Annotated in this window: 16 protein-coding genes; 11 read left to right on the forward strand and 5 right to left on the reverse strand. The window is 73.1% G+C overall.

Annotation, left to right across the window (positions count from 1 at the left end; genetic code table 11):
* Window positions 1–153: 153 nt before the first annotated feature.
* The 3 genes from ACFV57_RS15875 (at window position 154) to ACFV57_RS15885 (ending at window position 7,281) form a co-directional block, all read left to right on the forward strand.
* A complete protein-coding gene (locus ACFV57_RS15875; RefSeq protein ID WP_385231591.1) occupies window positions 154–885 on the forward strand; it encodes a VIT1/CCC1 transporter family protein in 732 nt (243 codons plus the stop codon).
* A gap of 311 nt (window positions 886–1,196) precedes the next feature.
* Window positions 1,197–5,828: a glutamate synthase large subunit gene (gene gltB / locus ACFV57_RS15880; protein ID WP_385231330.1), complete on the forward strand. Its 4,632-nt coding sequence runs from the start codon at window positions 1,197–1,199 to the stop codon at window positions 5,826–5,828.
* Window positions 5,821–7,281: a glutamate synthase subunit beta gene (locus ACFV57_RS15885; protein ID WP_385231333.1), complete on the forward strand. Its 1,461-nt coding sequence runs from the start codon at window positions 5,821–5,823 to the stop codon at window positions 7,279–7,281. Before gltB ends, ACFV57_RS15885 begins: the two co-directional genes overlap by 8 nt.
* A 90-nt stretch (window positions 7,282–7,371) precedes the next feature.
* On the opposite strand, the gene ACFV57_RS15890 is transcribed toward ACFV57_RS15885, so the two are convergent.
* Window positions 7,372–7,986, reverse strand: a complete 615-nt coding sequence (locus ACFV57_RS15890) for a MarR family winged helix-turn-helix transcriptional regulator (RefSeq protein WP_385231336.1) — start codon at window positions 7,984–7,986, stop codon at window positions 7,372–7,374.
* Window positions 7,987–8,054: 68 nt separating this feature from the next.
* Here ACFV57_RS15890 and ACFV57_RS15895 point away from each other — a divergent pair, with 68 nt between their 5' ends.
* Window positions 8,055–8,783 carry an SDR family NAD(P)-dependent oxidoreductase gene (locus ACFV57_RS15895; protein ID WP_385231339.1) on the forward strand — a complete coding sequence of 243 codons (729 nt, stop codon included), beginning with the start codon at window positions 8,055–8,057 and terminating at the stop codon, window positions 8,781–8,783.
* A gap of 51 nt (window positions 8,784–8,834) precedes the next feature.
* On the opposite strand, the gene ACFV57_RS15900 is transcribed toward ACFV57_RS15895, so the two are convergent.
* Window positions 8,835–9,353 carry a PPOX class F420-dependent oxidoreductase gene (locus tag ACFV57_RS15900; RefSeq protein WP_385231342.1) on the reverse strand — a complete coding sequence of 173 codons (519 nt, stop codon included), beginning with the start codon at window positions 9,351–9,353 and terminating at the stop codon, window positions 8,835–8,837.
* A gap of 144 nt (window positions 9,354–9,497) precedes the next feature.
* On the opposite strand from ACFV57_RS15900, the gene ACFV57_RS15905 reads away from it, so the two are divergent.
* From ACFV57_RS15905 to ACFV57_RS15915, 3 genes are all read left to right on the forward strand, one after another.
* Window positions 9,498–9,758, forward strand: coding sequence for a hypothetical protein (locus tag ACFV57_RS15905; RefSeq protein WP_385231345.1), 261 nt, complete (start codon window positions 9,498–9,500; stop codon window positions 9,756–9,758).
* A gap of 34 nt (window positions 9,759–9,792) precedes the next feature.
* Complete coding sequence (locus tag ACFV57_RS15910) at window positions 9,793–10,902, forward strand: hypothetical protein (protein ID WP_385231348.1); 1,110 nt, start codon at window positions 9,793–9,795, stop codon at window positions 10,900–10,902.
* 87 nt (window positions 10,903–10,989) lie between these two features.
* A complete protein-coding gene (locus tag ACFV57_RS15915) occupies window positions 10,990–11,751 on the forward strand; it encodes an MBL fold metallo-hydrolase (RefSeq protein WP_385231351.1) in 762 nt (253 codons plus the stop codon).
* A gap of 50 nt (window positions 11,752–11,801) precedes the next feature.
* Here the strand turns inward: ACFV57_RS15915 and ACFV57_RS15920 are convergent, their stop codons facing one another.
* Window positions 11,802–12,329 (reverse strand): N-acetyltransferase, encoded by a 528-nt coding sequence (locus ACFV57_RS15920; RefSeq protein ID WP_385231354.1) that lies wholly within the window; start codon window positions 12,327–12,329, stop codon window positions 11,802–11,804.
* Window positions 12,330–12,395: 66 nt separating this feature from the next.
* On the opposite strand from ACFV57_RS15920, the gene ACFV57_RS15925 reads away from it, so the two are divergent.
* The 4 genes from ACFV57_RS15925 (at window position 12,396) to ACFV57_RS15940 (ending at window position 20,503) form a co-directional block, all read left to right on the forward strand.
* On the forward strand, window positions 12,396–13,091 hold the full coding sequence (locus ACFV57_RS15925; RefSeq protein ID WP_385231357.1) for an alpha/beta fold hydrolase: 696 nt from the start codon (window positions 12,396–12,398) through the stop codon (window positions 13,089–13,091).
* A gap of 226 nt (window positions 13,092–13,317) precedes the next feature.
* Window positions 13,318–13,929: a sigma-70 family RNA polymerase sigma factor gene (locus ACFV57_RS15930; protein ID WP_385231360.1), complete on the forward strand. Its 612-nt coding sequence runs from the start codon at window positions 13,318–13,320 to the stop codon at window positions 13,927–13,929.
* On the forward strand, window positions 13,926–15,752 hold the full coding sequence (locus ACFV57_RS15935) for a hypothetical protein (RefSeq protein ID WP_385231363.1): 1,827 nt from the start codon (window positions 13,926–13,928) through the stop codon (window positions 15,750–15,752). Before ACFV57_RS15930 ends, ACFV57_RS15935 begins: the two co-directional genes overlap by 4 nt.
* Entirely contained in the window at window positions 15,749–20,503 is a 4,755-nt protein-coding gene (locus ACFV57_RS15940) for an FtsK/SpoIIIE domain-containing protein (RefSeq protein WP_385231365.1), read from the forward strand. The genes ACFV57_RS15935 and ACFV57_RS15940 overlap by 4 nt, the downstream gene beginning before the upstream one ends.
* 84 nt (window positions 20,504–20,587) lie before the next feature.
* On the opposite strand, the gene ACFV57_RS15945 is transcribed toward ACFV57_RS15940, so the two are convergent.
* Window positions 20,588–20,896: a hypothetical protein gene (locus ACFV57_RS15945; RefSeq protein ID WP_360134435.1), complete on the reverse strand. Its 309-nt coding sequence runs from the start codon at window positions 20,894–20,896 to the stop codon at window positions 20,588–20,590.
* 78 nt (window positions 20,897–20,974) lie between these two features.
* The gene (locus ACFV57_RS15950; protein ID WP_385231368.1) at window positions 20,975–21,982 is read right to left on the reverse strand and encodes a hypothetical protein; all 1,008 of its coding nucleotides are present in this window, start codon (window positions 21,980–21,982) and stop codon (window positions 20,975–20,977) included.
* Between the last annotated feature and the right edge of the window lie 47 nt (window positions 21,983–22,029).

A 22,029-nucleotide genomic window follows, 5' to 3' on the forward strand; every position in this document is an offset into this window, starting at 1 on the left:
CCCCTCCCGTAAAACCGCAGGTCAGCGCAGTAAGTTCGGCCTTCCTTGCTAGCGCGGCGGGGTAAGCGGCGCATAGCTTCGAGGTGTTGGAGGGGGAAGCGCCGGCATCGGCCCACACCTCGCGAGAAGGGAACGGGTCCCTATATGTCCGTCATGGAAGTCATGGACGCTTCGGCGCCCACGCACATCGCCCACCGCGACAACCACACGCACCGCGACGTGAACGGCGGCTGGCTGCGCCCCGCCGTCTTCGGGGCGATGGACGGGCTGGTGTCGAACCTCGCTCTGATGACCGGCGTCGCGGGCGGCGCGGTCTCGCAGCAGACCATCATCATCACCGGCCTCGCGGGCCTGGCCGCCGGTGCCTTCTCGATGGCGGCCGGCGAGTACACCTCGGTGGCCTCCCAGCGGGAGCTGGTCCTGGCCGAACTGGACGTGGAGCGCCGCGAGCTGCGCAAGCACCCGAAGGACGAGCTGGAGGAACTGGCCGCGCTGTACGAGTCGCGCGGTGTGGAGCCGGAGCTGGCGCGCGAGGTGGCCCGGCAGCTGTCCGCCGACCCCGAGCAGGCGCTGGAGATCCACGCCCGCGAGGAGCTGGGCATCGACCCGTCCGATCTGCCGTCGCCGACGGTCGCCGCCGTCTCGTCCTTCGGCTCCTTCGCGCTGGGCGCCCTGCTGCCCGTACTGCCGTACCTGCTGGGCGCCTCCGAGCTGTGGCCCGCGGTGCTGCTGGCGCTGGTGGGGCTCTTCGGGTGCGGGGCCGTCGTGGCGCGGGTGACGGCGCGGTCCTGGTGGTTCAGCGGGCTGCGGCAGCTGGCCCTCGGCGGCGCGGCGGCCGGTGTGACGTACGTCCTGGGCGCACTGTTCGGTACGGCCGTAGGGTGATGCCTCGTGCAGCGCTATGCGGACCCACGCATAATTAAAGCGTTACCAGGCGGTTTCGTCTTGTGGGGGGCCGGGCATAAGGCCCAAGCGTTGCGGGCAATGTCGCCTGCTCGAAAACGACGCACACGGCGCCGGTGGAGGCCGATCCGTCCGCCCGCGTCCCGGGTCCACCGCCACGAGTGGTGTCCGCATTCTGGAAGGCTCTATCCGCTTTTCGAGAAGCGAGCCATCCTGTAACCTGCACGAAATTTCGCGGAGGGCCAACGTCGTCCCTCGGCACATCACATGCCACGACGACGTTGGGAGAGCCGATGCGTTCCGCGTCCACGCACTCCGTGACCACCGGCAGCGCCAGCGCCGCCCCCTGGTCGCCCATGGACGGGCGCCCCGCCCGGCAGGGGATGTACGACCCCCGCAACGAGCACGACGCCTGCGGTGTCGGCTTTGTGGCGACCCTCACCGGCGAGGCCAGTCACGCGCTGGTCGAGCAGGCCCTCACCGTCCTGCGCAACCTTGAGCACCGCGGCGCGACCGGCTCCGAGCCCGACTCCGGAGACGGCGCCGGCATCCTCCTCCAGATCCCGGACGCCTTCCTGCGCGAGAGCGTCTCCTTCGCCCTGCCCGCCGCCGGCGCGTACGCCGTGGGCATCGCCTTCCTGCCGTCTGTGGCCGAGGACGCCGCGGCCGCCGTCTCGCGGATCGAGACGATCGCGTCCGAAGAGGGCCTGGAGGTCCTGGGCTGGCGGGTCGTCCCGGTGGCCCCGCAGCTGCTCGGCAACGGCGCCCGCGCCACGATGCCCGCCTTCTCGCAGCTGTTCGTGGCCGACAAGCACGGCAAGGACACCGGCCTCGCCCTGGACCGCAAGGCCTTCGTGCTGCGCAAGCGCTCCGAGCGCGAGGCGGGCGTCTACTTCCCCTCGCTGTCGGCGCGCACCATCGTCTACAAGGGAATGCTGACGACCGGGCAGCTGGAGCCGTTCTTCCCGGACCTGTCCGACCGCCGGTTCGCCACCGCCATCGCGCTGGTGCACTCCCGCTTCTCCACGAACACCTTCCCGAGCTGGCCGCTGGCCCACCCGTACCGCTTCGTCGCCCACAACGGTGAGATCAACACCGTCCAGGGCAACCGCAACTGGATGCGGGCCCGCGAGTCGCAGCTCGCCAGCAGGCTGTTCGCGGACGCCACCGGCGACAGCGGGAACCTGGAGCGGCTGTTCCCGGTCTGCACGCCGGACGCCTCCGACTCCGCCTCCTTCGACGAGGTGCTGGAACTGCTGCACCTCGGCGGCCGTTCGCTGCCGCACTCGGTGCTGATGATGGTCCCGGAGGCGTGGGAGAACAGCGCCTCCATGGACCCGGCGCGGCGCGCGTTCTACGCGTACCACTCCACGATGATGGAGCCCTGGGACGGCCCGGCCTGCGTCACCTTCACCGACGGCACCCAGGTCGGCGCGGTCCTGGACCGCAACGGCCTGCGCCCCGGCCGCTACTGGGTCACCGACGACGGCCTGGTGGTGCTCTCCTCCGAGGTCGGCGTGCTGGACATCGACCCGGCCAAGGTCGTGCGCAAGGGCCGCCTGCAGCCCGGCCGGATGTTCCTGGTGGACACCGCCGAGCACCGCATCATCGAGGACGACGAGATCAAGGCGCAGCTCGCCGCCGAGAACCCGTACCAGGAGTGGCTGGACGCCGGCCTGATCGAGCTGGCCGACCTGCCCGAGCGCGAGCACATCGTGCACACCCACGCCTCGGTGACCCGCCGTCAGCAGACCTTCGGCTACACGGAGGAGGAGCTGCGCGTCATCCTCGCGCCGATGGCCAAGGCCGGCGCCGAGCCCATCGGTTCGATGGGCACCGACTCGCCGATCGCCGCCCTCTCCGACCGCCCGCGGCTGCTGTTCGACTACTTCACCCAGCTGTTCGCGCAGGTCACCAACCCGCCGCTGGACGCCATCCGCGAGGAGCTGGTCACCTCGCTGATCTCCTCGCTCGGCCCGCAGGGCAACCTGCTGGAGCCGACCGCGGCGTCCTGTCGCAGCGTCATGCTGCCGTTCCCGGTGATCGACAACGACGAGCTGGCCAAGCTCATCCACATCAACGCAGACGGTGACATGCCGGGCATGAAGGCCGTCACCCTCTCCGGCCTGTACCGGGTCTCCGGCGGTGGCGAGGCACTGGCCGCCCGGATCGCCCGGATCTGCGCCGAGGCCGACGCCGCCATCGAGGACGGTGCCCGCCTGATCGTGCTCTCCGACCGGCATTCGGACGCCGAGCACGCGCCGATCCCGTCCCTGCTGCTGACCGCCGCGGTGCATCACCACCTCATCGGCACCAAGCAGCGCACCCAGGTCGGACTGCTCGTCGAGGCCGGTGACGTGCGCGAGGTGCACCATGTCGCGCTGCTCATCGGGTACGGCGCGGCCGCGGTCAACCCGTACCTGGCGATGGAGTCCGTCGAGGACCTGGTCCGCGCCGGTACGTTCCTGCCGAAGGACGCCGACGCCGAGCCCGCGATCAAGAACCTGATCAAGGCGCTCGGCAAGGGTGTTCTGAAGGTGATGTCCAAGATGGGCATCTCCACCGTCGCCTCCTACCGGGGCGCGCAGGTCTTCGAGGCCGTCGGCCTGGACCAGTCCTTCGTGGACGCGTACTTCCACGGCACCACCACGAAGATCGGCGGCGCCGGCATCGACGTGATCGCCAAGGAGGTCGCCGCCCGGCACGCCAAGGCGTACCCGGCCACCGGCATCGCCCCGGCGCACCGCGCGCTGGACATCGGCGGCGAGTACCAGTGGCGCCGCGAGGGCGAGCCGCACCTCTTCGACCCGGACACGGTCTTCCGCCTCCAGCACTCCACCCGCTCGCGCCGCTACGACATCTTCAAGCAGTACACGGACCGGGTGAACGAGCAGTCCGAGCGCCTGATGACGCTGCGCGGCCTGTTCTCCTTCAAGTCGGACCGCCCCTCGGTGCCGCTGGAGGAGGTCGAGCCCGCCTCGGAGATCGTCAAGCGCTTCTCCACCGGCGCGATGTCGTACGGCTCCATCTCCCAGGAGGCGCACGAGACCCTCGCCATCGCCATGAACCAGCTGGGCGGCAAGTCCAACACCGGTGAGGGCGGCGAGGACCCGGAGCGCCTGTACGACCCGGCGCGCCGCTCCTCGATCAAGCAGGTCGCGTCCGGCCGGTTCGGCGTGACCAGCGAATACCTGGTCAACTCCGACGACATCCAGATCAAGATGGCGCAGGGCGCCAAGCCCGGCGAGGGCGGCCAGCTGCCCGGCCACAAGGTCTACCCGTGGGTCGCGAAGACCCGGCACTCGACGCCGGGCGTCGGCCTGATCTCCCCGCCGCCGCACCACGACATCTACTCCATCGAGGACCTCGCCCAGCTCATCCACGACCTGAAGAACGCCAACCCGCAGGCCCGCATCCACGTGAAGCTGGTCTCCGAGGTCGGCGTCGGCACGGTCGCCGCCGGTGTCTCCAAGGCGCACGCGGACGTGGTCCTGATCTCCGGCCACGACGGCGGTACGGGCGCCTCCCCGCTGACCTCGCTCAAGCACGCGGGCGGCCCCTGGGAGCTGGGCCTGGCCGAGACGCAGCAGACGCTGCTGCTCAACGGCCTGCGCGACCGGATCGTGGTGCAGACCGACGGTCAGCTCAAGACCGGCCGCGACGTGGTCATCGCCGCCCTGCTGGGCGCCGAGGAGTACGGCTTCGCGACCGCGCCGCTGGTGGTCTCCGGCTGCGTCATGATGCGGGTGTGCCACCTGGACACCTGCCCGGTCGGCATCGCCACCCAGAACCCCACGCTGCGCGAGCGGTTCAACGGCAAGGCCGAGTACGTCGTCAACTTCTTCCAGTTCATCGCGGAGGAGGTCCGCGAGATCCTCGCCGAGCTGGGCTTCCGCTCGCTGGAGGAGGCGGTCGGCCACGCCGGACTGCTCGACACCTCCAAGGCCGTCGACCACTGGAAGGCGCAGGGCCTGGACCTGGCCCCGCTGCTGCACGTGCCCGAGCTGCCCGAGGGCGCCGTACGCCACCAGGTCGTCATCCAGGACCACGGCCTGGAGAAGGCGCTCGACAACGAGCTGATCAAGCTGTCCGGCGACGCGCTGTCCGCGGACACCGCCGAGGCCGCGCAGCCCGTACGGGCGCAGGTGGCGATCCGGAACATCAACCGGACCGTCGGCACCATGCTCGGCCACGAGGTGACCAAGAAGTTCGGTGGCAAGGGCCTGCCCGACGACACCATCGACATCACCTTCACCGGCTCGGCCGGCCAGTCCTTCGGCGCGTTCCTGCCGCCCGGCGTCACGCTGCGCCTGGAGGGCGACGCCAACGACTACGTCGGCAAGGGCCTGTCGGGCGGCCGGGTCGTGGTCCGCCCGGACCGCGGCGCCGACCACCTGGCCGAGTACTCGACCATCGCGGGCAACACCCTCGCCTACGGGGCCACCGGCGGCGAACTGTTCCTGCGCGGCCGGGTCGGCGAGCGGTTCTGCGTCCGCAACTCGGGTGCCACCGTGGTGTCCGAGGGCGTCGGCGACCACGGCTGCGAGTACATGACCGGCGGCCACGCCGTCATCCTGGGCGAGACCGGGCGCAACTTCGCGGCCGGTATGTCCGGCGGCATCGCGTACGTCGTCGACCTGGACCCGGCCAACGTCAACCGTGAGCTGACCGCCGCCGTGACCACCGAGCTGGACGCCACCGACCGGCAGTGGCTGCACGACGTCGTGCGCCGCCACCAGGAGGAGACCGGCTCCACCGTCGCCGCGAAGCTGCTCGCCGACTGGGACGCCGCGCTGGCCCGCTTCAGCAAGGTCATTCCGGCCACCTACCAGGCAGTGCTCGCCGCCAAGGACGCCGCCGAGCGAGCCGGGCTCTCCGAGTCCGAGACCCACGAGAAGATGATGGAGGCGGCGATCAATGGCTGACCCCAAGGGCTTCCTGACCACCGGCCGCGAGGTCGCCGAGACCCGCCCCGTCGAGGAGCGCGTCCGGGACTGGAACGAGGTCTACGTCCCCGGTTCGCTGCTGCCGATCATCAGCAAGCAGGCCGGGCGCTGCATGGACTGCGGCATCCCCTTCTGCCACAACGGCTGTCCGCTCGGAAACCTCATCCCCGAGTGGAACGACTACGCCTACCGCGAGGACTGGACGGCCGCCAGCGAGCGGCTGCACGCGACCAACAACTTCCCGGAGTTCACCGGTCGCCTGTGCCCCGCCCCGTGCGAGTCGGCGTGTGTGCTGGGCATCAACCAGCCGCCGGTGACCATCAAGAACGTCGAGGTCACCATCATCGACAAGGCGTGGGACAACGGGGACGTCACCCCGCAGCCGCCGGAGCGCCTGTCCGGCAAGACGGTCGCCGTCATCGGCTCGGGCCCGGCGGGCCTGGCTGCCGCCCAGCAGCTGACCCGGGCGGGCCACACCGTCGCCGTCTACGAGCGCGCGGACCGTATCGGCGGACTCCTCCGCTACGGCATCCCCGAGTTCAAGATGGAAAAGCGCCACATCAACCGCCGTATCGAGCAGATGCGGGCGGAAGGCACCAAGTTCCGTACGGAGGTGGAGATCGGCCGGGACATCGACGCCGCCAAGCTGCGCAAGCGCTACGACGCCGTCGTGATCGCCGCCGGGGCCACCACCTCCCGCGATCTGAAGGTCCCCGGGCGCGAGCTGAACGGCGTCCACTTCGCGATGGAGTACCTGCCGCTCTCCAACAAGGTGCAGGAGGGCGACCTGACCGTCGCCCCGATCACCGCCGAGGGCAAGCACGTCGTCGTCATCGGCGGCGGCGACACCGGCGCGGACTGCGTCGGCACGGCGCACCGCCAGGGCGCGGCCTCGGTCACCCAGCTGGAGATCATGGGCAAGCCCGGCGACGAGCGGAACCCGAACCAGCCGTGGCCGACGTTCCCGATGCTCTACAAGGTCACCTCCGCGCACGAGGAGGGCGGCGAGCGGCTGTACTCGGTCTCCACCACCCACTTCGAGGGCGACGAGGACGGCAACGTCCAGTGGCTGCACCTGGTCGAGGTGGAGTTCAAGGACGGCCGGCCGGAGCCGAAGCCGGGCACCGAGCGCAAGATCCCCGCGCAGCTGGTCACCCTGGCCATGGGCTTCACCGGCACCGACCAGGACAACGGTCTGGTCTCACAGTTCGGACTGGAACTGGACGAGCGCGGCAACATCGCCCGCGACGCCGACTACGCCACCAACGTCCCCGGCGTGTACGTTGCGGGTGACGCCGGCCGCGGCCAGTCGCTGATCGTCTGGGCCATCGCCGAGGGCCGCTCCGCCGCGCGCGGTGTGGACCGCTACCTCGCGGGCTCCAGCGCGCTGCCCGCCCCCATCAAGCCGACGGACCGCGCACTGACCGTGTAGCGGCCCCGGCTCACAGATGTCCCGCACAACGACGTGCGGAACACCCGCGGCGCCTGTCCACCTCCCCGACCGGAGGGCAGGCGCCGCGACCTATTTCCCGGCGTTTCCGGGGGCCGCGGCCTCCCCGGGCTCCCCGGTTCCGCCGGCTTTCCCGGCGCCGTCCGCGAGGTCACCCACCTGCGTGATCCGGTCGTCGCCCAGCCGCGTCTGCACGTCCTGGAGCAGCAGCTTCAGCAGGCCCGCGAGCTGCTCCTGCTGGTCTGCCGTCAGGCCGCCGACCAGCTCCGCCTCCCGGTGCAGCACCTGGTCGACGGTCTCCTCGACGAGGGTGTGCCCGGCCGGGGTCAGCTCCACCCAGACCGTACGCGGCCGGCCCTCGCCGGCGCGGCGCGTCACCAGCCCCTCGCGTTCGGCGCGCGCGACCCGCTGGGAGACCGCGCCGGCCGTCACCATGGAGCGGGCCGCCAGCTCGCGGGTGCTCAGGGTGTACGGGTCCCCGGCGCGGCGCAGCACGCTGAGCAGGTCGAGGGTGGCGGTGTCCACCCCGGCGCGGGCCAGCACCCGGCGCCGGTCGTCGCCGAGCAGTTTGGCCAGCTGCCAGACGGGCGTGACGATCCCGATGGACGAGACGGGGGTGCCGGGGCGTTCGCGTACCCAGGCGTCGGCGATCTCCTGGACGGGGTACGGGGCGTCCGCGCTTGCCATGGGCCCTCCTGCGGGTGGTACGTTAAGGCCTAAATTTAGACCTGAATGAATGACGTGGGAGCAACCTTATGTCACGCACCATCCTGGTCACCGGCGGCGCCACCGGCATCGGCCTGGCCGTCGCCCGCCACTTCGCCGCACAGGGCGACGCGGTCGTCGTCACCGGCCGCCGCGCCGCCCCGCTGGAGAAGGCCGCCGAGGAGACCGGCGCCCGCGCCGTCGTCTGCGACCACACCGACCCCGCCGCGCTGACCCGCCTCCTGGACGAGCTGCCCGAGCGGATCGACGTCCTGGTCAACAACGCCGGCGGCAACACCGACCTGGACGACGCGCCGGGGGACGACCTGGCCTCGTACGCACGCGCCTTCCGGGCCAACCTGGACGCCAACCTGCTCACCGCCGCCCTCACCACCAAGGCTGTCGGGGACCGGCTCGCCCCGGGCGGCGCCGTCGTGCACATCGGCTCGATCGCCGCGGACCGGGGCGCGGGCTCCGCCGGTGCGTACGGTGCGGCCAAGGCCGGACTCGCCACCTGGAACCTCGACCTGGCGGACGCGCTCGGCCCGCGCGGCATCACCGCCAACGTCGTCTCGCCCGGCTACATCGCGGACACCGAGTTCTTCCGGGACCGGCTCGCCGACGAGCGGCGCGCCCAGCTGGTGGACGAGACCGCGACGGGCCGCGCGGGGCGGCCGGAGGACATCGCGTCGGCGGTGGCGTTCCTGGCGTCCGAGGGGGCGCGGCACATCACGGGCCAGGTGCTGAGCGTCAACGGAGGGGCGTACAAGACCCGCTGAGGGGGCGCGAGGGGTGCCCGCGGGTCGGCTGGTGGCGGCCGCGGTGCGGGATCAGTCCCCGGCCGTGTCCGCCCGGGACGCGCCGCTCCCGGCCCCCTGGCCCTCCTCCTTGACGAGGTGGGCCGGGAAGCCGCCCTTGGCGACCGGTCCCCATCGCAGCGGCGTCACCCGGATCAGCGACTTGCCCTGTGTGAGCATGGCGGCACGGTACTCGTGCCAGTCCGGGTGCTCGCCCGCGACGTTGCGGTAGTACTCGACCAGCGGCTCGACCGAGTCCGGCGCGTCCAGGACCTCCGCCTCGCCGTCGACCTGCACCCAGGGGTCGTTCCACTCGTCGGAGAGCACGAGCACGCTCACCGAGGGCGCGCGGCGGGCGTTGCGCACCTTGGCGCGCTCCGGGTACGTCGCCATCACCAGCCGCCCCGAGTCGTCGACGCCGCAGGTCAGCGGCGATGCCTGCGGTGTGCCGTCGGAGCGCCGGGTGAGCAGGATCGCGCGGTGCCGGGGCCGGACGAACTCCAGCAGGCCGTCGAGGTCCACACGGGTGTTGGTGGCGATGGAAGGGCTCATGCGGCTGAGCCTAGGCCGTGCCCGGCCCCCAAGAAGGGCGACGTTCCGGGGAAGCGGGGGTCCGCCGTGTCCGCGCTATTGACTAAAAGTCAGCCGGGAACGACGCTGCTGGGCAGCCGTCGTAGCCGCACCCCGGGAGGACTGGTGGGTACAGGTTCGGGAACAGACGCACGGACCGGCGCGGGCGGGGACGCCGAGGCGCTCCGCGAACTCGCCGAAGCGCTCGGCGCGCCGGTGCCGCCCGGCCTCGCGGCCGCCGCGCCGCAGGAACTCGGTGTGCTGACGCGGGCCTTGCGCGACTGCAAGGAGCGCCGCGCCGCCGGACTCGACGACGCGGCCGAAGAAGCCCTGAAACTGGTGCCCGCCCTCGCCCGCGGCCCCGTCCGCCGCCTCCTCTTCCGCTGATCCCGCCGATTTAGCCGACCGAACGGTGGCTCCCATGGACACCCTCAGCAACCGCGCCGAGGCACAGAAGCTGGCCCAGCTGCTCGACGTCCCGCCGGAACAGCTGGACTTCCTACACGGGCTGCCCGCCGAAGACGTACGGCAGCTCCGCGCCCGCACCGTCGACGCGCTCTTCGACGACGTGCCGGACATGCTCGACCGCATCGCCGCCGCCACCAAACTCGTACCGGCCGGGGTCGCCGCCGCGATCTCGCAGAAGGCGCTCGGGCCGCGGCTGGCCGCCTCCGTGGCCGGGCGGCTGGAGGCCGGCCGCGCCGCCGACATCATCGAGAAGCTGCCGGTCGCCTTCACCGCCGAGTCCTGCGGCCACCTGGACCCCCGCCGGATCGCCGGGGTCGTCGACCGGCTGGACGAGGATCTCGTGGTCCGCATCGCCGTCGCCCTCGCGGAGCGCGGCGACCACCTGACGATGGGACGTTTCGTCGGGCACCTGAGCGACCGGGCCCTGGAGCGGATACTCCAGCTCGTCGACGACGGGGTGGTGCTGCGCGTCGGATTCTTCATCGACCTGCCCGAACGCCTCGACGCGATCCTGGAACTGATGGGGGAGGAACGTCTCTCCTCGGTGGTGGCCGCGGCCGGCGACGGCCTGTGGCCCGAGGCGCTGGCCGTGGCCGGGCTGGTGGGGCCCGAGCGGCGCGCCCGGATCGCCGCCCTCGCCGCCCGCCAGGACCCCGTACGGCTGGACGGGCTCGTCCGCACCGCGCACGAACAGGGGCTGTGGGAGTCGCTGCTGCCGCTGGTGGCCCTGCTGTCCGAGGAGGACCGGCGATCGGTCGCCGCCCTGCCGTCCCTGCGCGACGCGCAGGTGCTCGGCGCGGTCGTGCGGGCGGTGGTCGCGACCGGGCTGTGGGCGGAGTTCCTGCCGCTGGTGGGGGCGTTGCCGCCGGAGTCCCGCAAGGCCGTGGCGGACACCGCGGGGGCGCTGCCGGACGCGGAGCTGGACGCGATGGTGCTGGAGGTCGGGAAGCGGGACCTGTGGGACGCGGTGCTGGCGCTGGTCGAGATCATGGACGAGGCCGCCAAGGAGCGGGTCTTCGCGCTGCCGGCCTTCCAGGAGGCGGGGGAGGGGGAGGGGCGGTAACAGGGGGAGGGCCGTTCGCCGTCCGCTCAATTCGCCCCGGGCGCAAAGCGGGTGGCTTCACCGGGGCCGCCCGCTAGCGTCCGGGACATGACCGACTCCGCCTCCGCCGGCCCCGCCCGAACCGCTCCCGACCCGATCGCCCCCGACGTCTGGCACCTGCCGTTCCCGGTGGGCCACGTCTACCTCGTACGGCTGTCCGACGGCGGTTACGCGGCCGTCGACACCGGGGTCCCGGGCTCGGCCCCGGTGATCCTCGACGCGGTGACCCGGCTCGGCGGCCGGCCGGACGCGCTGCGGCAGATCGTGCTGACCCACTCCCACATCGACCACATGGGCTCGGCCGCCGACCTGGTGGCCGCCACCGGCGCCCGCGTCCTGGCGGGCGCGGCGGACGCCCCGCACATCCGCGGCACCGCGCCCGAGCCGCCGCCGGTGCTCACCCCCACCGAGAAGCCCCTGCTCGAACAGGTCCTGACGGGCATGGCGGAGGCGGGTACGCCGCCGCTGAAGCAGGTGCGCGTGGACGTCGAACTCCACGACGGCGACGTCCTCGACGCCTGGCCCGGACCCGCCCATGTGCTCCACGTCCCTGGCCACACGCCGGGCAGCACCGCCCTCCACCTGCCCGCCGCCGGAGTGCTGTTCACCGGCGACCTCATAGGGGCGGGCACGGACGGCCGGGTCGTCCTCGGCCCCTTCAACGTCGACCGGGCCGAGGCCGTCGCCTCCTTCCGGCGGCTGGCCGCGCTGCCCGGCGTGGACACGTTGTGCGTACCGCACGGCACACCGGTCCGTACGGGCGCGGCGCGTGCCCTGGCGGCGGCCACGCCGGAGACCGACTGGCTGTGAGCCCGGCCGTACCGGCGTCGGGCCACCGGCGTCCCGTCACCGGCGTCCGGTCACAGGTCCCGGGCCGCGTACCGGACCGTTTCGAACGGCCAGTCCCCGGCCAGCCAGTCGCGCACCGCCGCGTAGAGCGGGCCGTCCAGCTCGGCGCGGTCGGCCCGCACCCAGGAGCGGACCTCCGCGACCGGGGCGCCGCGGGTGCCCTCGGCGTGTTCCGGCCCGGATACGTCGCTGTCCTTACCGGTTTCGGAATGTCCGTCCCGTTCCGGGTAGATGTAGACGCATCCGACCACTTCGTCGTCCGGTATCCCGATGACGGAGTAGGTGAAGCCCGTGCGGCGCTCGAAGTCCCGCGCGTGCTGCCGCAGGTCGCCGAGGTTCTCCTCGGGGGTCATGCCCGCGGCCGGCGGCCAGCCGCGGCCGGCGAAGCCGGGGGTCGCCCGGATGTGGGTGATGCTGGAGGTCCAGGCGGTGTGGTCGGCGAGGTTGTGCCCGGGGGCGAGCGGTTCCAGCCGGAAACGGTCGGTGACCAGTTCGCGGGGCACGGTGAAGTCGTCCGGTACGAAGGGCGGTTTGCTCATGTGGTGACAATAGGGCCCGGGGCGCTGCCCGACCGCGGCGTGGAACGGACACAGAGAGGCTTCGCCATGCAGCTGCACACCCACGAGTGGGGAACCGGTGACCGGATCGCCGTGCTGGTCCACGGCATCATGTCGGACCACCGGACCTGGCGCCGGGTGGGCCCCGCACTGGCCGGCCTCGGCTACCGCGTCATCGCCGTCGACCTGCGGGGTCACGGCGCGAGCCCGCGCGGCCCGTACAGCGACGAGATCTTCGCCGACGACCTGGTCGACACCCTGCCCGCGGACGTGGACGTCGCGCTGGGGCACTCGCTCGGCGCGATGGCGCTGTCGCTCGCGGCGGAACGGCTGCGCCCGCGGCGCGCGGTCTACTCGGACCCGGCCTGGACCCTGGGCAACACCGAGCGCCCGATGGACCCCGCGCTGTTCATCGAGTTCAAGCGCGCCGGCCACCAGATGATCCGGGGCTTCAACCCGCGCTGGGAGGAGGCCGACGTCCAGATCGAGCTGGCGACGATCGAGGCCTGGGACACCGACACCGCCCTCGCCCTCTCCGGCAGCGGCCTCAAGGAGCGCATACCGGAGCGGGCGGTGGTCCCCTCCCTGGTGCAGGTGGCCGGGGAGGGCTTCTTGTTCACGGAGGCGGACAAGGCGCGGGTCGCGGCGCGCGGCTTCGAGGTCCGTACGGTCGAGGGCGCCGGGCACACCATCCACCGGGACGATTTCGACGGCTTCATGAAGTCCCTGGAGGGCTGGATCTAGCGGGCCGGAGCCGATGGCGCGGACGCCGTCGCCGGAATTGGCACCAGATGTTCAATCTTGCACCATCTGGGGTTCCGTAGGAGGTGGCAGCGGGTGCCGGTTCGCGCCCGGGGTGTTTTGCCGCGGTCGGCGGCGGCTGATTAGGGTGTGGTGCGTGGTAACAGCAACCACCCGCCCCGGTCGGCCCGCGGACCGGCGACCCGAAAATCCCTGAGGCAGCACAGCGATGACCGAACCGGCGATACCGGGCCGGGGCCCTGCCGCCGCGCCGGAACGCCCCGCGCCGGTCTCCCCGCCGCCCGCCCTGCCGCGCACCGAGGAGCGGATCAACGCCCTCGTCCTGACGTACCGTCAGCCGTTGCTGCGGTACGTCTCCGGCCTGCTGCCCGCCGATCCGCAGCGCGCGGAGGACGTCGTCCAGGAGACGCTGCTGCGCGCCTGGCTCGAAAGCGACATCTCGCGCGTACGGGACACCCGGCGCGAGGCTGGGTGGGAGCCCGGTCTGCCATGGCTGTTCAGGGTCGCCCGCAACGTCGTGATCGACTGGAGCCGGCGCGACAGCTCCCGGCCCGCGGTGCCCACCGGGCTGCCGCCGGAGACGGCCGGCCCCGCGGACGAGGTCGCGCGCGTCGTGGAGCGGACGCACGTCGTCGAGTTGCTCGCCCAACTGTCCCGCCCCCATCGAGAGGTTCTGGTGTACACATACCTGCTCGGCTGTTCCGGACCTGATACGGCGCACGCCCTGGGCATACCGCCCGGCACGGTGAAGTCCCGGCTGCACCACGCCATGCACCACCTGCGGCGGGCCGCCGCGCCCGACGCCCGGGACCGCGGATGAGCGGCCCGGCGCACGCCGCGCCGCCGGGGACGGCGGCCGTCGCGGCACCGGCGCAGTCCCTTGAACCGGCCCAGGCCCCGGTGCCGGCCGAGTCCCCGGTGCGGTTGGCCCTCGGTATGCCGGACCGCAACTCCTGGCTGATCCTGATCGGCTTCCTGGCCGTCCTGATCCTGCTCATCTGGCTCATCGGCCGGGCCGTGCGCAAACAGGGCGGCTTCCGCCGGGCCTGCCGCCGCATCGCCTGGGAGGTGCGGATGACCGCGCGCGCGTTCACCGCGCCGCTCCGCGCCTACCTGCGGCACCGGCGCTGTGCCCGGACGCTGGCCGCGTACTTCGCCGACCCGGCCGCGCAGGACCTGACCCGCGCGGCGCTCGACCGCGCGGACGCGGACGCGGGTGACGGCTGCTACGCGCCGACCGTCCAGCTGACGCCGGGCCTGGACCGGGTACGCGTCGTCGTCGCGGGCCGCGACCCGGCCGGTGCCGCCGGTCCCGTCCTGCCCTGGGCGGACGCGGCGGGCGAACCGGGGGAGTGGACCTGGTCCGCACCCGCTGCCGCGGTGCGGGGACAGTCGCCGGCGCACGGCCGGGCCGTACGTCTGCCGCTCGTCCTCGGCGTGGACCGTAAGGCGCCCGGCGTGGTGCTCGTCGACTGGCTGCGCGGGCCCGCTGCGCTGGGCGTCGAGGGCGACCCGGGGGTGGCCCGCAGCGTGCTCCAAGCGCTGGCCGCGCAGGTCGACCGGATGCCTGACGGGCCGCCGGTCCTGGTGGCGCCGGGCGTGCACCCGCGCTTCCCGGGCCGCTCGCTGGACGACATCCTCGCGGAACTGGCCGCGGACCGCTGGGCGGCACCGGGGCAGGAGGTCCCGGAGATTTCGGACCCGACGGCGGTGCCGGTGGTCGTCTGCTGGGCGCCCACGGCCGACCAGGCGGCACGGCTGGCGGACCTGTGCGCACGGGGACGCGCCCGCGCGCTCGTCGGCGGCCGGCTGCCGGGCGCCTGCTGGGTCCTGCACGCCGAACCGGACGGGCGGCTGCTCGGCCCCGGTCCGCGGGTGGACGTGGAGTCGCCCGCGCTGGGCGGGGCCGTGGCGCGCGCGGTGAAGCGCAGGCAGCCCGCGCCGCACTGCGTCCTGCCGGGAGCCGGTACGGGCATGGGTACGGGGCCGGGTACGGGCCCGGGCCCCGGTTACGGCACTCCGGCCGATCCCGTATGGGAACCGGCTCCGGCGATGCCGGATATGCGGGAGCCCGATCCTGTATGGGAACCAGCTCCGGCGATGCCGGACTTGCGCAAGTCGGAGCCCGAGCAGAACCAGCCGGCCACCCTGCTCCAGCCGCAGCCGCAGCCGCAGCCGCAGCCGCAGCCGCAGCCGCAGCCGCAGCCGCAGCCGGCACCGGCCCCCTGGCCCGCTGCCCCGGAGCCCGCGTACGGGAACCCTGGCGGCGACGGCGCCCGCGCGTACGAAGCGCCGCGTGAATCCGTCGCCTTCGACGCCGACTTCGCCGAGCCCGAGCCGGGCGCGCCCGCTCCGGCGACGGCGCCCGGGCCGACGGCACCCGCGCAGCCCGCACCCGCACAGCGGCCGGACGCGTCCGCACCCCACGGGTCCGCGGCGCACTCCGCGACGGATTCCGGCTCCCCGGCCGACGCCGACGCCGACACCGGCGCCGACTTCGCCGAACCGGACCTGGCCGAGCCCCGGGCCGCCGCCGCGCCGCCCGGCCTGGCCGGTGTGTCCGCGGCCTCCGCCGCCTCCGACGCCGACTCCGACCCCACCGCCCCCGGCGATCCTCAGGAACGGACCCCTCGTACCCCGTGAGACTCTTCGTCACCATCGCCCCGGCCGCTCCGGCCCGGCCCGGCTCCCCCGAGCCCGCCCCCGAGCGGCGCGACCTGGTCCTGCACACCCCGGGCTCGACCACCGTCGGCGCCCTGGCCGCACGCCTCGCCGGTGTGCAGGCCACCGACGACGCGCCCGCGCTCTTCCTCGGCGACCGCGAACTCGACGCGGACCTGCCGGTGTCCGCCACCGGGGTACGCGACGGCGCGACGCTCGGCCTCGGCGGCCCCGTGCCACCCGAGCCGGACGGCGGCTACGGCCCCGACCGCGCCGAACTGCCGCCCCCGTCCCGCTCCGCCGACGGCGAGCGGCTGCCGCGCGCCCCGCGCGTGGAACTCCAGCTGATCGGCGGGCGCGGCGCCGGGCGGGTCTGGCCGCTGGACCTCGGTACGCACACCATCGGCCCCGCGCCGGGCGGTTCGGTGCGCCTCCAGGGCCGCGACGTGCCCGGCGCGGGCATCCGGATCACCGTCCGCCCGGACGGCACGGTGCTGCTCGACGCGGGCCAGGCCGCCCGCAGGTCCGCGGACGGCGACGGCGCGGCGGCGAACGGCGGCGGCAGGCCCGCCCCCGGCCACCGCACCGACGTCCGGCTGTCGGTGCCCGAACCGCCGCCCGCCCGGCCCCGCGCCGACGCCGCCCCGCTGCCGCCCGCGCCCCCGCCGGAGCTGCCCGACCCGTACGCCGACACCCACCTGCCGGTCCCCGAAGGCTGGGTGGAGTGGCCGCTCGGCGGCGAGCTGCGGATGGGCGAGTTCCTGCTGCGGGTCGCCGAGCCCACCGAGGCGGACGCCGCGGTGACGGCCTCCGAGGACGGCGCCCACCTGGACTTCAACCGGCCGCCGCGGATCGTTCCGCCGCTGGTGCCGGAGCGGTTCACGCTGCCCTCGCCGCCCGTACCGCCGCCCCGGCGCACCATTCCGCTGCTGGTGGTGATCGCGCCGATGTTCATGGGCATCGGCATGGTCGTCTTCCTGCACTCGTACTTCTACCTGATGTTCGCGTTCTTCAGCCCGGTGCTCGCCATCGGCAACTACATCAGCTCCCGGCGCAGCGGCTGGCGCGACTTCCTCACCTCGGTCGCCAACTACCGCGCCCGCCGCGCCTCGCTGGAGCAGGACGTCAAGGGCATGGTCGAGCGCGAGCGCGGCCTGCGGGTCGCCGCGGGACCCGACCCGGCGGCCGCCGGCATGTGGGCCGTCGGCCCCGGCGCCCGGCTGTGGGAGCGCCGCCGCGGTCACCCCGACCACCTGCTGCTGCGCGTCGGCACCGTCCGCCAGGCGTCGCTGCTGACCATCGAGGACAGCTCCCGCGAGGACAACCACCGCTCGGTCAACTGGCAGATCCCGGACATGCCGATCGGCGTGGACCTGTGCGGCGACGGCGTCGTCGGCATCTCGGGCGAGACGGACGCGGCGCGGGCGCTGGCCCGCTGGACCGTGGCGCAGGCCGCGATCCTGCACAGCCCCCGCGACGTACGCATCACCGTGCTCACCGACGCGGCGGGCGCGCCCGCCTGGGAGTGGGTGCGCTGGCTGCCGCACGCCCGCCCCGGCGAGGGCGGCGTCACCGCGCCGCCCACCGGCGGGCCCACCGTGACCGTCGGCAACGACCCGGAGACGGTCGCCAACCGGGTCTCCGAACTGGTCTCCGCGATCCGCTCCCGGGCCCGCTCGCGCGAGTCCGCGATGGGCGGCGCGCTGCTGGCCGAGCCCGACCTCGTCGTGGTGCTGGACGGCGCCCGGCGGCTGCGCGACGTGCCCGGTGTGGTGCAGGTCCTCAAGGAGGGCCCGTCCGTACGGGTCTTCCTGATCTGCCTCGACCAGGAGGAGCGGATGCTCCCCGAGGAGTGCGTCACCGTCTGCTCGGTCGGCGCCCGCGAGGTGACGCTGCGCCGTACCGGCAGCGCCGACCTCACCGGCATCCGCGCCGACCTGGTCGACACCGGCTGGTGCGAGCGGATCGCCCGGTCCCTGGCCCCCGTACGCGACGTCACCCCCGACGGCTCGGACGGCCTGCCGGACCGCGTCAAGCTGCTGGACCTGCTCGGCCTGGAGCCGCCGCAAGCCGGCGAACTGGCCGCCCGCTGGACCAAGCGCCCGGCCTCCACCGGCGTCCTGCTGGGCGCCGGCTACACCGGACCGGTCACCTTCGACCTGGTCAAGGACGGCCCGCACGGCCTGATCGCGGGCACCACCGGCGCCGGCAAGTCCGAACTCCTGCAGACGCTGGTGGCGTCCCTGGCGGCGGTCAACCGGCCGGACGAGATGACGTTCGTGCTCGTCGACTACAAGGGCGGCAGCGCCTTCGCCGGCTGCGAGCGGCTGCCGCACGTGCTGGGCATGGTCACCGACCTGGACAGCCACCTGGTCGAACGGGCCCTGACCTCCCTGACCGCGGAACTGACCCGCCGCGAACGCCTGCTGGCCGACGCGGGCGCCAAGGACCACACCGAATACCGGGCGATGCGCCGCCGCGACCCCGCGATGGCGCCGCTGCCGAGGCTGCTGCTCATCATCGACGAGTTCGCCACCCTCGCCCGCGACGTGCCCGAGTTCGTGCCGGGCCTGGTCGGCATCGCCCAGCGCGGCCGCTCCCTCGGCCTGCACCTGCTGCTCGCCACCCAGCGACCGGCCGGCGTGGTCACCGCCGACATCCGCGCCAACACCAACCTGCGGATCTCGCTGCGCGTCACCGATGCCCTCGACAGCCAGGACGTCCTGGAGGTCAACGACGCGGTGAGCATCTCCAGCGAGACCCCGGGCCGCGCCCTGGCGCGCATCGGGCACCGCTCGGTGCTCCCGTTCCAGACCGCCTTCGTCGGCGCGGTACGCGACGGCGCGCAGGCCACGTCCCCGGACGCCGGGGACCCGGGCCAGGTCGGACAGCCGGGACCGAAGGCCGACGCCGACGTGTGGACCAGCGAACTCACCTGGTCCCTGCTGGGCCGTACGGCGGCCGAACCCGTCGAGGAGACCTCCGACCTCTTCGACGCCATCCAGGAGGCGATGGAGGACCGCGACGCGCCCACCGACCTGACGGCCCTGGTCGACGCGGTCCAGGAGGCCGCCGCCGACCTGGACATCGAACGGCAGCCCAGCCCCTGGCTGCCCGCGCTGCCGCACGCCGTCAGCCTGTCCGAACTGCCCGAGCGGCCCGACCCCGCCGACGGACGCCTCGCGCCCGTCCCCTGGGGCCTGGCCGACCTGCCCGGGGCCCAGCGCCAGGAGCCCATGGAGCTGGACCTGACCCGCTTCGGGCACCTGTACGTCCTGGGCACCCCGCGCTCCGGCCGCTCCCAGGTGCTGCGCACCATCGGCGGCGCCCTGGCCCGCCGGCACTCCAGCGCCGACGTCCACCTGTACGGCATCGACGCGGCCGGCGGCGCGCTGGCGCCCCTGGCCGCGCTGCCGCACTGCGGCGCCGTCGTACCGCGCGCCGACCTGGAACGCCTCGGCCGGCTGCTGTCCCGGCTGACCGCCGAGATGAGCGCCCGCCAGGAACTGCTCACCTCGCACGGCGCGGCCAACCTCACCGAACTGCGCGCCCTGCTGCAGCCCGCCGAACGCCCCGCCCACATCGTCGTCCTCATCGACGGCTGGGACTCGCTGGCCGCCCTGCTCGGCGATCACGACGGCGGCCGTCCGGTCCAGGAGCTGACCGCGCTGATCCGCGAGGGCGCGCCGATGGGCCTGCACGTCATCGCCACGTCCGAACGTGCCCTGATGACGGGCAAGGTCGCCTCGCTCAACGACGAGCGGCTGCTGCTGCGGCTGACCGACCGCAACGAGTACAGCCTGGCGGGCGTGCCGCCCAAGCAGGTGCCGGCCGTCGTCCCGCAGGGCCGCGGCTGGCGCGGCGGCAGCGCCACCGAGGTGCAGGTCGCGCTGCTCGGCGAGCGGGCCGAGGGGCCGGTCACCGGCCGCGATCAGGCCGAGGCGCTCAAGCGGATCGGTGAGCGGGCCGAGCAGCGGGACCGGAACGTGCCCGCCGCCCGCCGTCCCGCACGCGTGCTGAGCCTGCCCCGCCAGGTGTCCTTCACCGACGCGTACGAGAAGGTCCCGGCGGCCGACCGGCGACCCCTGTGGGGCCTGCTCGGCGTCGGCGGCGACGAACTGGGACCCATCGGTGTGGACTTCGCGGCCGACGCGCCGTCCTTCCTCATCAGCGGCCCGCCCGGCAGCGGCCGGTCCACCGCGCTCACCACGCTGGCGGTGTCCCTGCTGGCCGGCGGCACCCGGGTGGTGGCGCTCACCCCGCGCGAGTCGCCGCTGCGCGGCCTGGCCCGGCACCCGCGGGCCGTGGTCCTCCAGGACCCCGACCCGCTGGCCGACGAGGTCAGCGCCGCGCTGAACGCCGAACCGGGGCCCGCCGTGGTCCTGGTGGACGACGCCGACCTGCTCTCCCAGCTGCCCGCGGCCGACGCGGCGCTGCGCGAGGTCGCCACCACCGGCCGGGACCGCGGCATCGGCCTGGTCGCCGCCGCCACCGCCGAGACGCTGACCTCGGTGGGCATCGGCTGGCTCGGCCTCGTACGGCGGGTCCGCAAGGGCGTGCTGCTCTCGCCGCAGTCACCGGGCGAGGGCGACATCCTCGGCGTACGGGTGCCGTACGACCTGCTGCGCGGCCGTCCGACGCCCGGCCGCGGCCTGACCGTCGACCCGGTCACGGGCGCGCTGGTGTCGGTGCTGGTGCCGGAGACGGTGCTGCGCGAGGGCGACGCCGGCTGACCGGCCGAAACAGGCACACACGACGGTGCCCCGCCGCCCGGACCCGAGGTCCGGTGGCGGGGCACCGTCGTGTCGTGCGGTCCGTCAGCCGGCCTTCTTGGTGCCGGCCGCGATGTCCGCGTCCATCTTCTCGACGTTGTTCTTGATCTGGTTGAACTGGTTGGCGAAGGAGTTGATGCTCTCCACGGCCTTCTGCAACGACGCGGTGAGGTTGGTGTACGACTCCTTCAGCGCCGGGCTGCTCTGCTGCATGAACATGCCGTTGTCCAGCAGGCCCTCGACGGAGGACTTGGTGCTCAGCAGCAGCGGGTTGATGTCGTTGACGGCCTGGTTCATCACGCCGGAGACGCGCTGGATCTCGTTGTAGTCGAGGTTGATGTTGCCTGCGGGCATGGTGCTGTCTCCCTGGATCGGTGTGGGATGGGTGGGGCCCGGACGAAGGTCCGGGCGCGCCGGGCCGGGGGAGGCCGGTCAGTCGTCCTTCTTGACCTTCCAGCCCTTGTCCCCCTTGGCGTCGTCGCTCGTCCACTCCTCCGTCTTGCCGTCGGTCACCACGGTCTTGGTGCCGCTGCCGTCCTCGTTGACCTCGATGGTGGTGGTCACCTCGTGGCCGTTGAGGTCGACGGAGGAGTGGGTCGTACCTTTCACCGTCTGCTCGTTGCCGTCCTCGTCGGGACCGACGGTGGTGTAGGTGGTCTTGGTGTCACGGTGTCCGGACTTCTGGTCGGTGACCGAGGTGGTGGTGCCGGTGGTGGTGCTCTCCTGGCCCTCGGTGTCCTTCGTCTTGCTGGTGAAGTCGTCCGTGGTGGTCTTGTGCTCCTTCGTCTCGGTCATCGTCGACGTGCCGGTGGTGTTCGTGACGGTGCCGAAGACGTCCGTCGACTTGGAGTCGTACGTGCCGTCGGAGTGGTAGTTCGTCGTGTCGCTGGCCTTCAGGCCGGTCTTGGTCTCCATGCTCGTGGTGACCTTCGTCGGCTTGCCGTCCGGCCCGTACTCGTACGTCGTGGTGGTCTTGTTGCCGTGCCCGTCGTCGGTGGTCCACTCGTGGGGGCGCTCACCGGGCTTCTCGGGCTCCTTCGGCAGCTGGGACGGGTCGAGGTCCGGGTGCTCCTTCTTGGCCTTCTCGACCGCGTCGTGCCAGGCGTTCCACTCCTCGTTTCGGGCGTTCCACAGGTCGGAGGAGATCTGGGCGCTCTGCTTGGCCGCCTTGTTGGCCAGGTCGAAGTCCCAGTCGGCCCACTTCTTCGCCACGCCCTCGTAGAGGTTCTTGAGCTTCTCCAGCTTCTCCTCGGAGCGCTTGAAGGAGCCCTTCCACGTCGAGTAGTACTTGCGGATCGCCGCGACGGCCACCCGGGAGCCGACCTCGTCGACCGAGTACTCCTGCTTGCTCTCGCGGGCCTGCTTGACCTCGTCCTTCAACTTGCCGGACTTCTGCGCGACATCGTTGAGCAGTTCATAGTCGACGGCTATGTCGGACACGGTCACATCCCTCGCGCGCTCTGGAGATCACTTCACGTCTTACAAGG

The organism is Streptomyces sp. NPDC059788, from assembly GCF_042732265.1.
Classification (GTDB): Bacteria; Actinomycetota; Actinomycetes; order Streptomycetales; family Streptomycetaceae; genus Streptomyces.

Excerpts from the sequence above, each read along its gene's own strand:
- ACFV57_RS15925 (WP_385231357.1), top strand. The coding sequence starts at position 12,396 with ATGCAGCTGCACACCCACGAGTGGGGAACCGGTGACCGGATCGCCGTG.
- gltB (WP_385231330.1), top strand. The coding sequence starts at position 1,197 with ATGCGTTCCGCGTCCACGCACTCCGTGACCACCGGCAGCGCCAGCGCC.
- ACFV57_RS15890 (WP_385231336.1), bottom strand. The coding sequence starts at position 7,986 with ATGGCAAGCGCGGACGCCCCGTACCCCGTCCAGGAGATCGCCGACGCC.
- ACFV57_RS15910 (WP_385231348.1), top strand. The coding sequence starts at position 9,793 with ATGGACACCCTCAGCAACCGCGCCGAGGCACAGAAGCTGGCCCAGCTG.
- ACFV57_RS15920 (WP_385231354.1), bottom strand. The coding sequence starts at position 12,329 with ATGAGCAAACCGCCCTTCGTACCGGACGACTTCACCGTGCCCCGCGAA.
- ACFV57_RS15930 (WP_385231360.1), top strand. The coding sequence starts at position 13,318 with ATGACCGAACCGGCGATACCGGGCCGGGGCCCTGCCGCCGCGCCGGAA.
- ACFV57_RS15900 (WP_385231342.1), bottom strand. The coding sequence starts at position 9,353 with ATGAGCCCTTCCATCGCCACCAACACCCGTGTGGACCTCGACGGCCTG.
- ACFV57_RS15895 (WP_385231339.1), top strand. The coding sequence starts at position 8,055 with ATGTCACGCACCATCCTGGTCACCGGCGGCGCCACCGGCATCGGCCTG.
- ACFV57_RS15885 (WP_385231333.1), top strand. The coding sequence starts at position 5,821 with ATGGCTGACCCCAAGGGCTTCCTGACCACCGGCCGCGAGGTCGCCGAG.
- ACFV57_RS15875 (WP_385231591.1), top strand. The coding sequence starts at position 154 with ATGGAAGTCATGGACGCTTCGGCGCCCACGCACATCGCCCACCGCGAC.
- ACFV57_RS15945 (WP_360134435.1), bottom strand. The coding sequence starts at position 20,896 with ATGCCCGCAGGCAACATCAACCTCGACTACAACGAGATCCAGCGCGTC.
- ACFV57_RS15915 (WP_385231351.1), top strand. The coding sequence starts at position 10,990 with ATGACCGACTCCGCCTCCGCCGGCCCCGCCCGAACCGCTCCCGACCCG.
- ACFV57_RS15935 (WP_385231363.1), top strand. The coding sequence starts at position 13,926 with ATGAGCGGCCCGGCGCACGCCGCGCCGCCGGGGACGGCGGCCGTCGCG.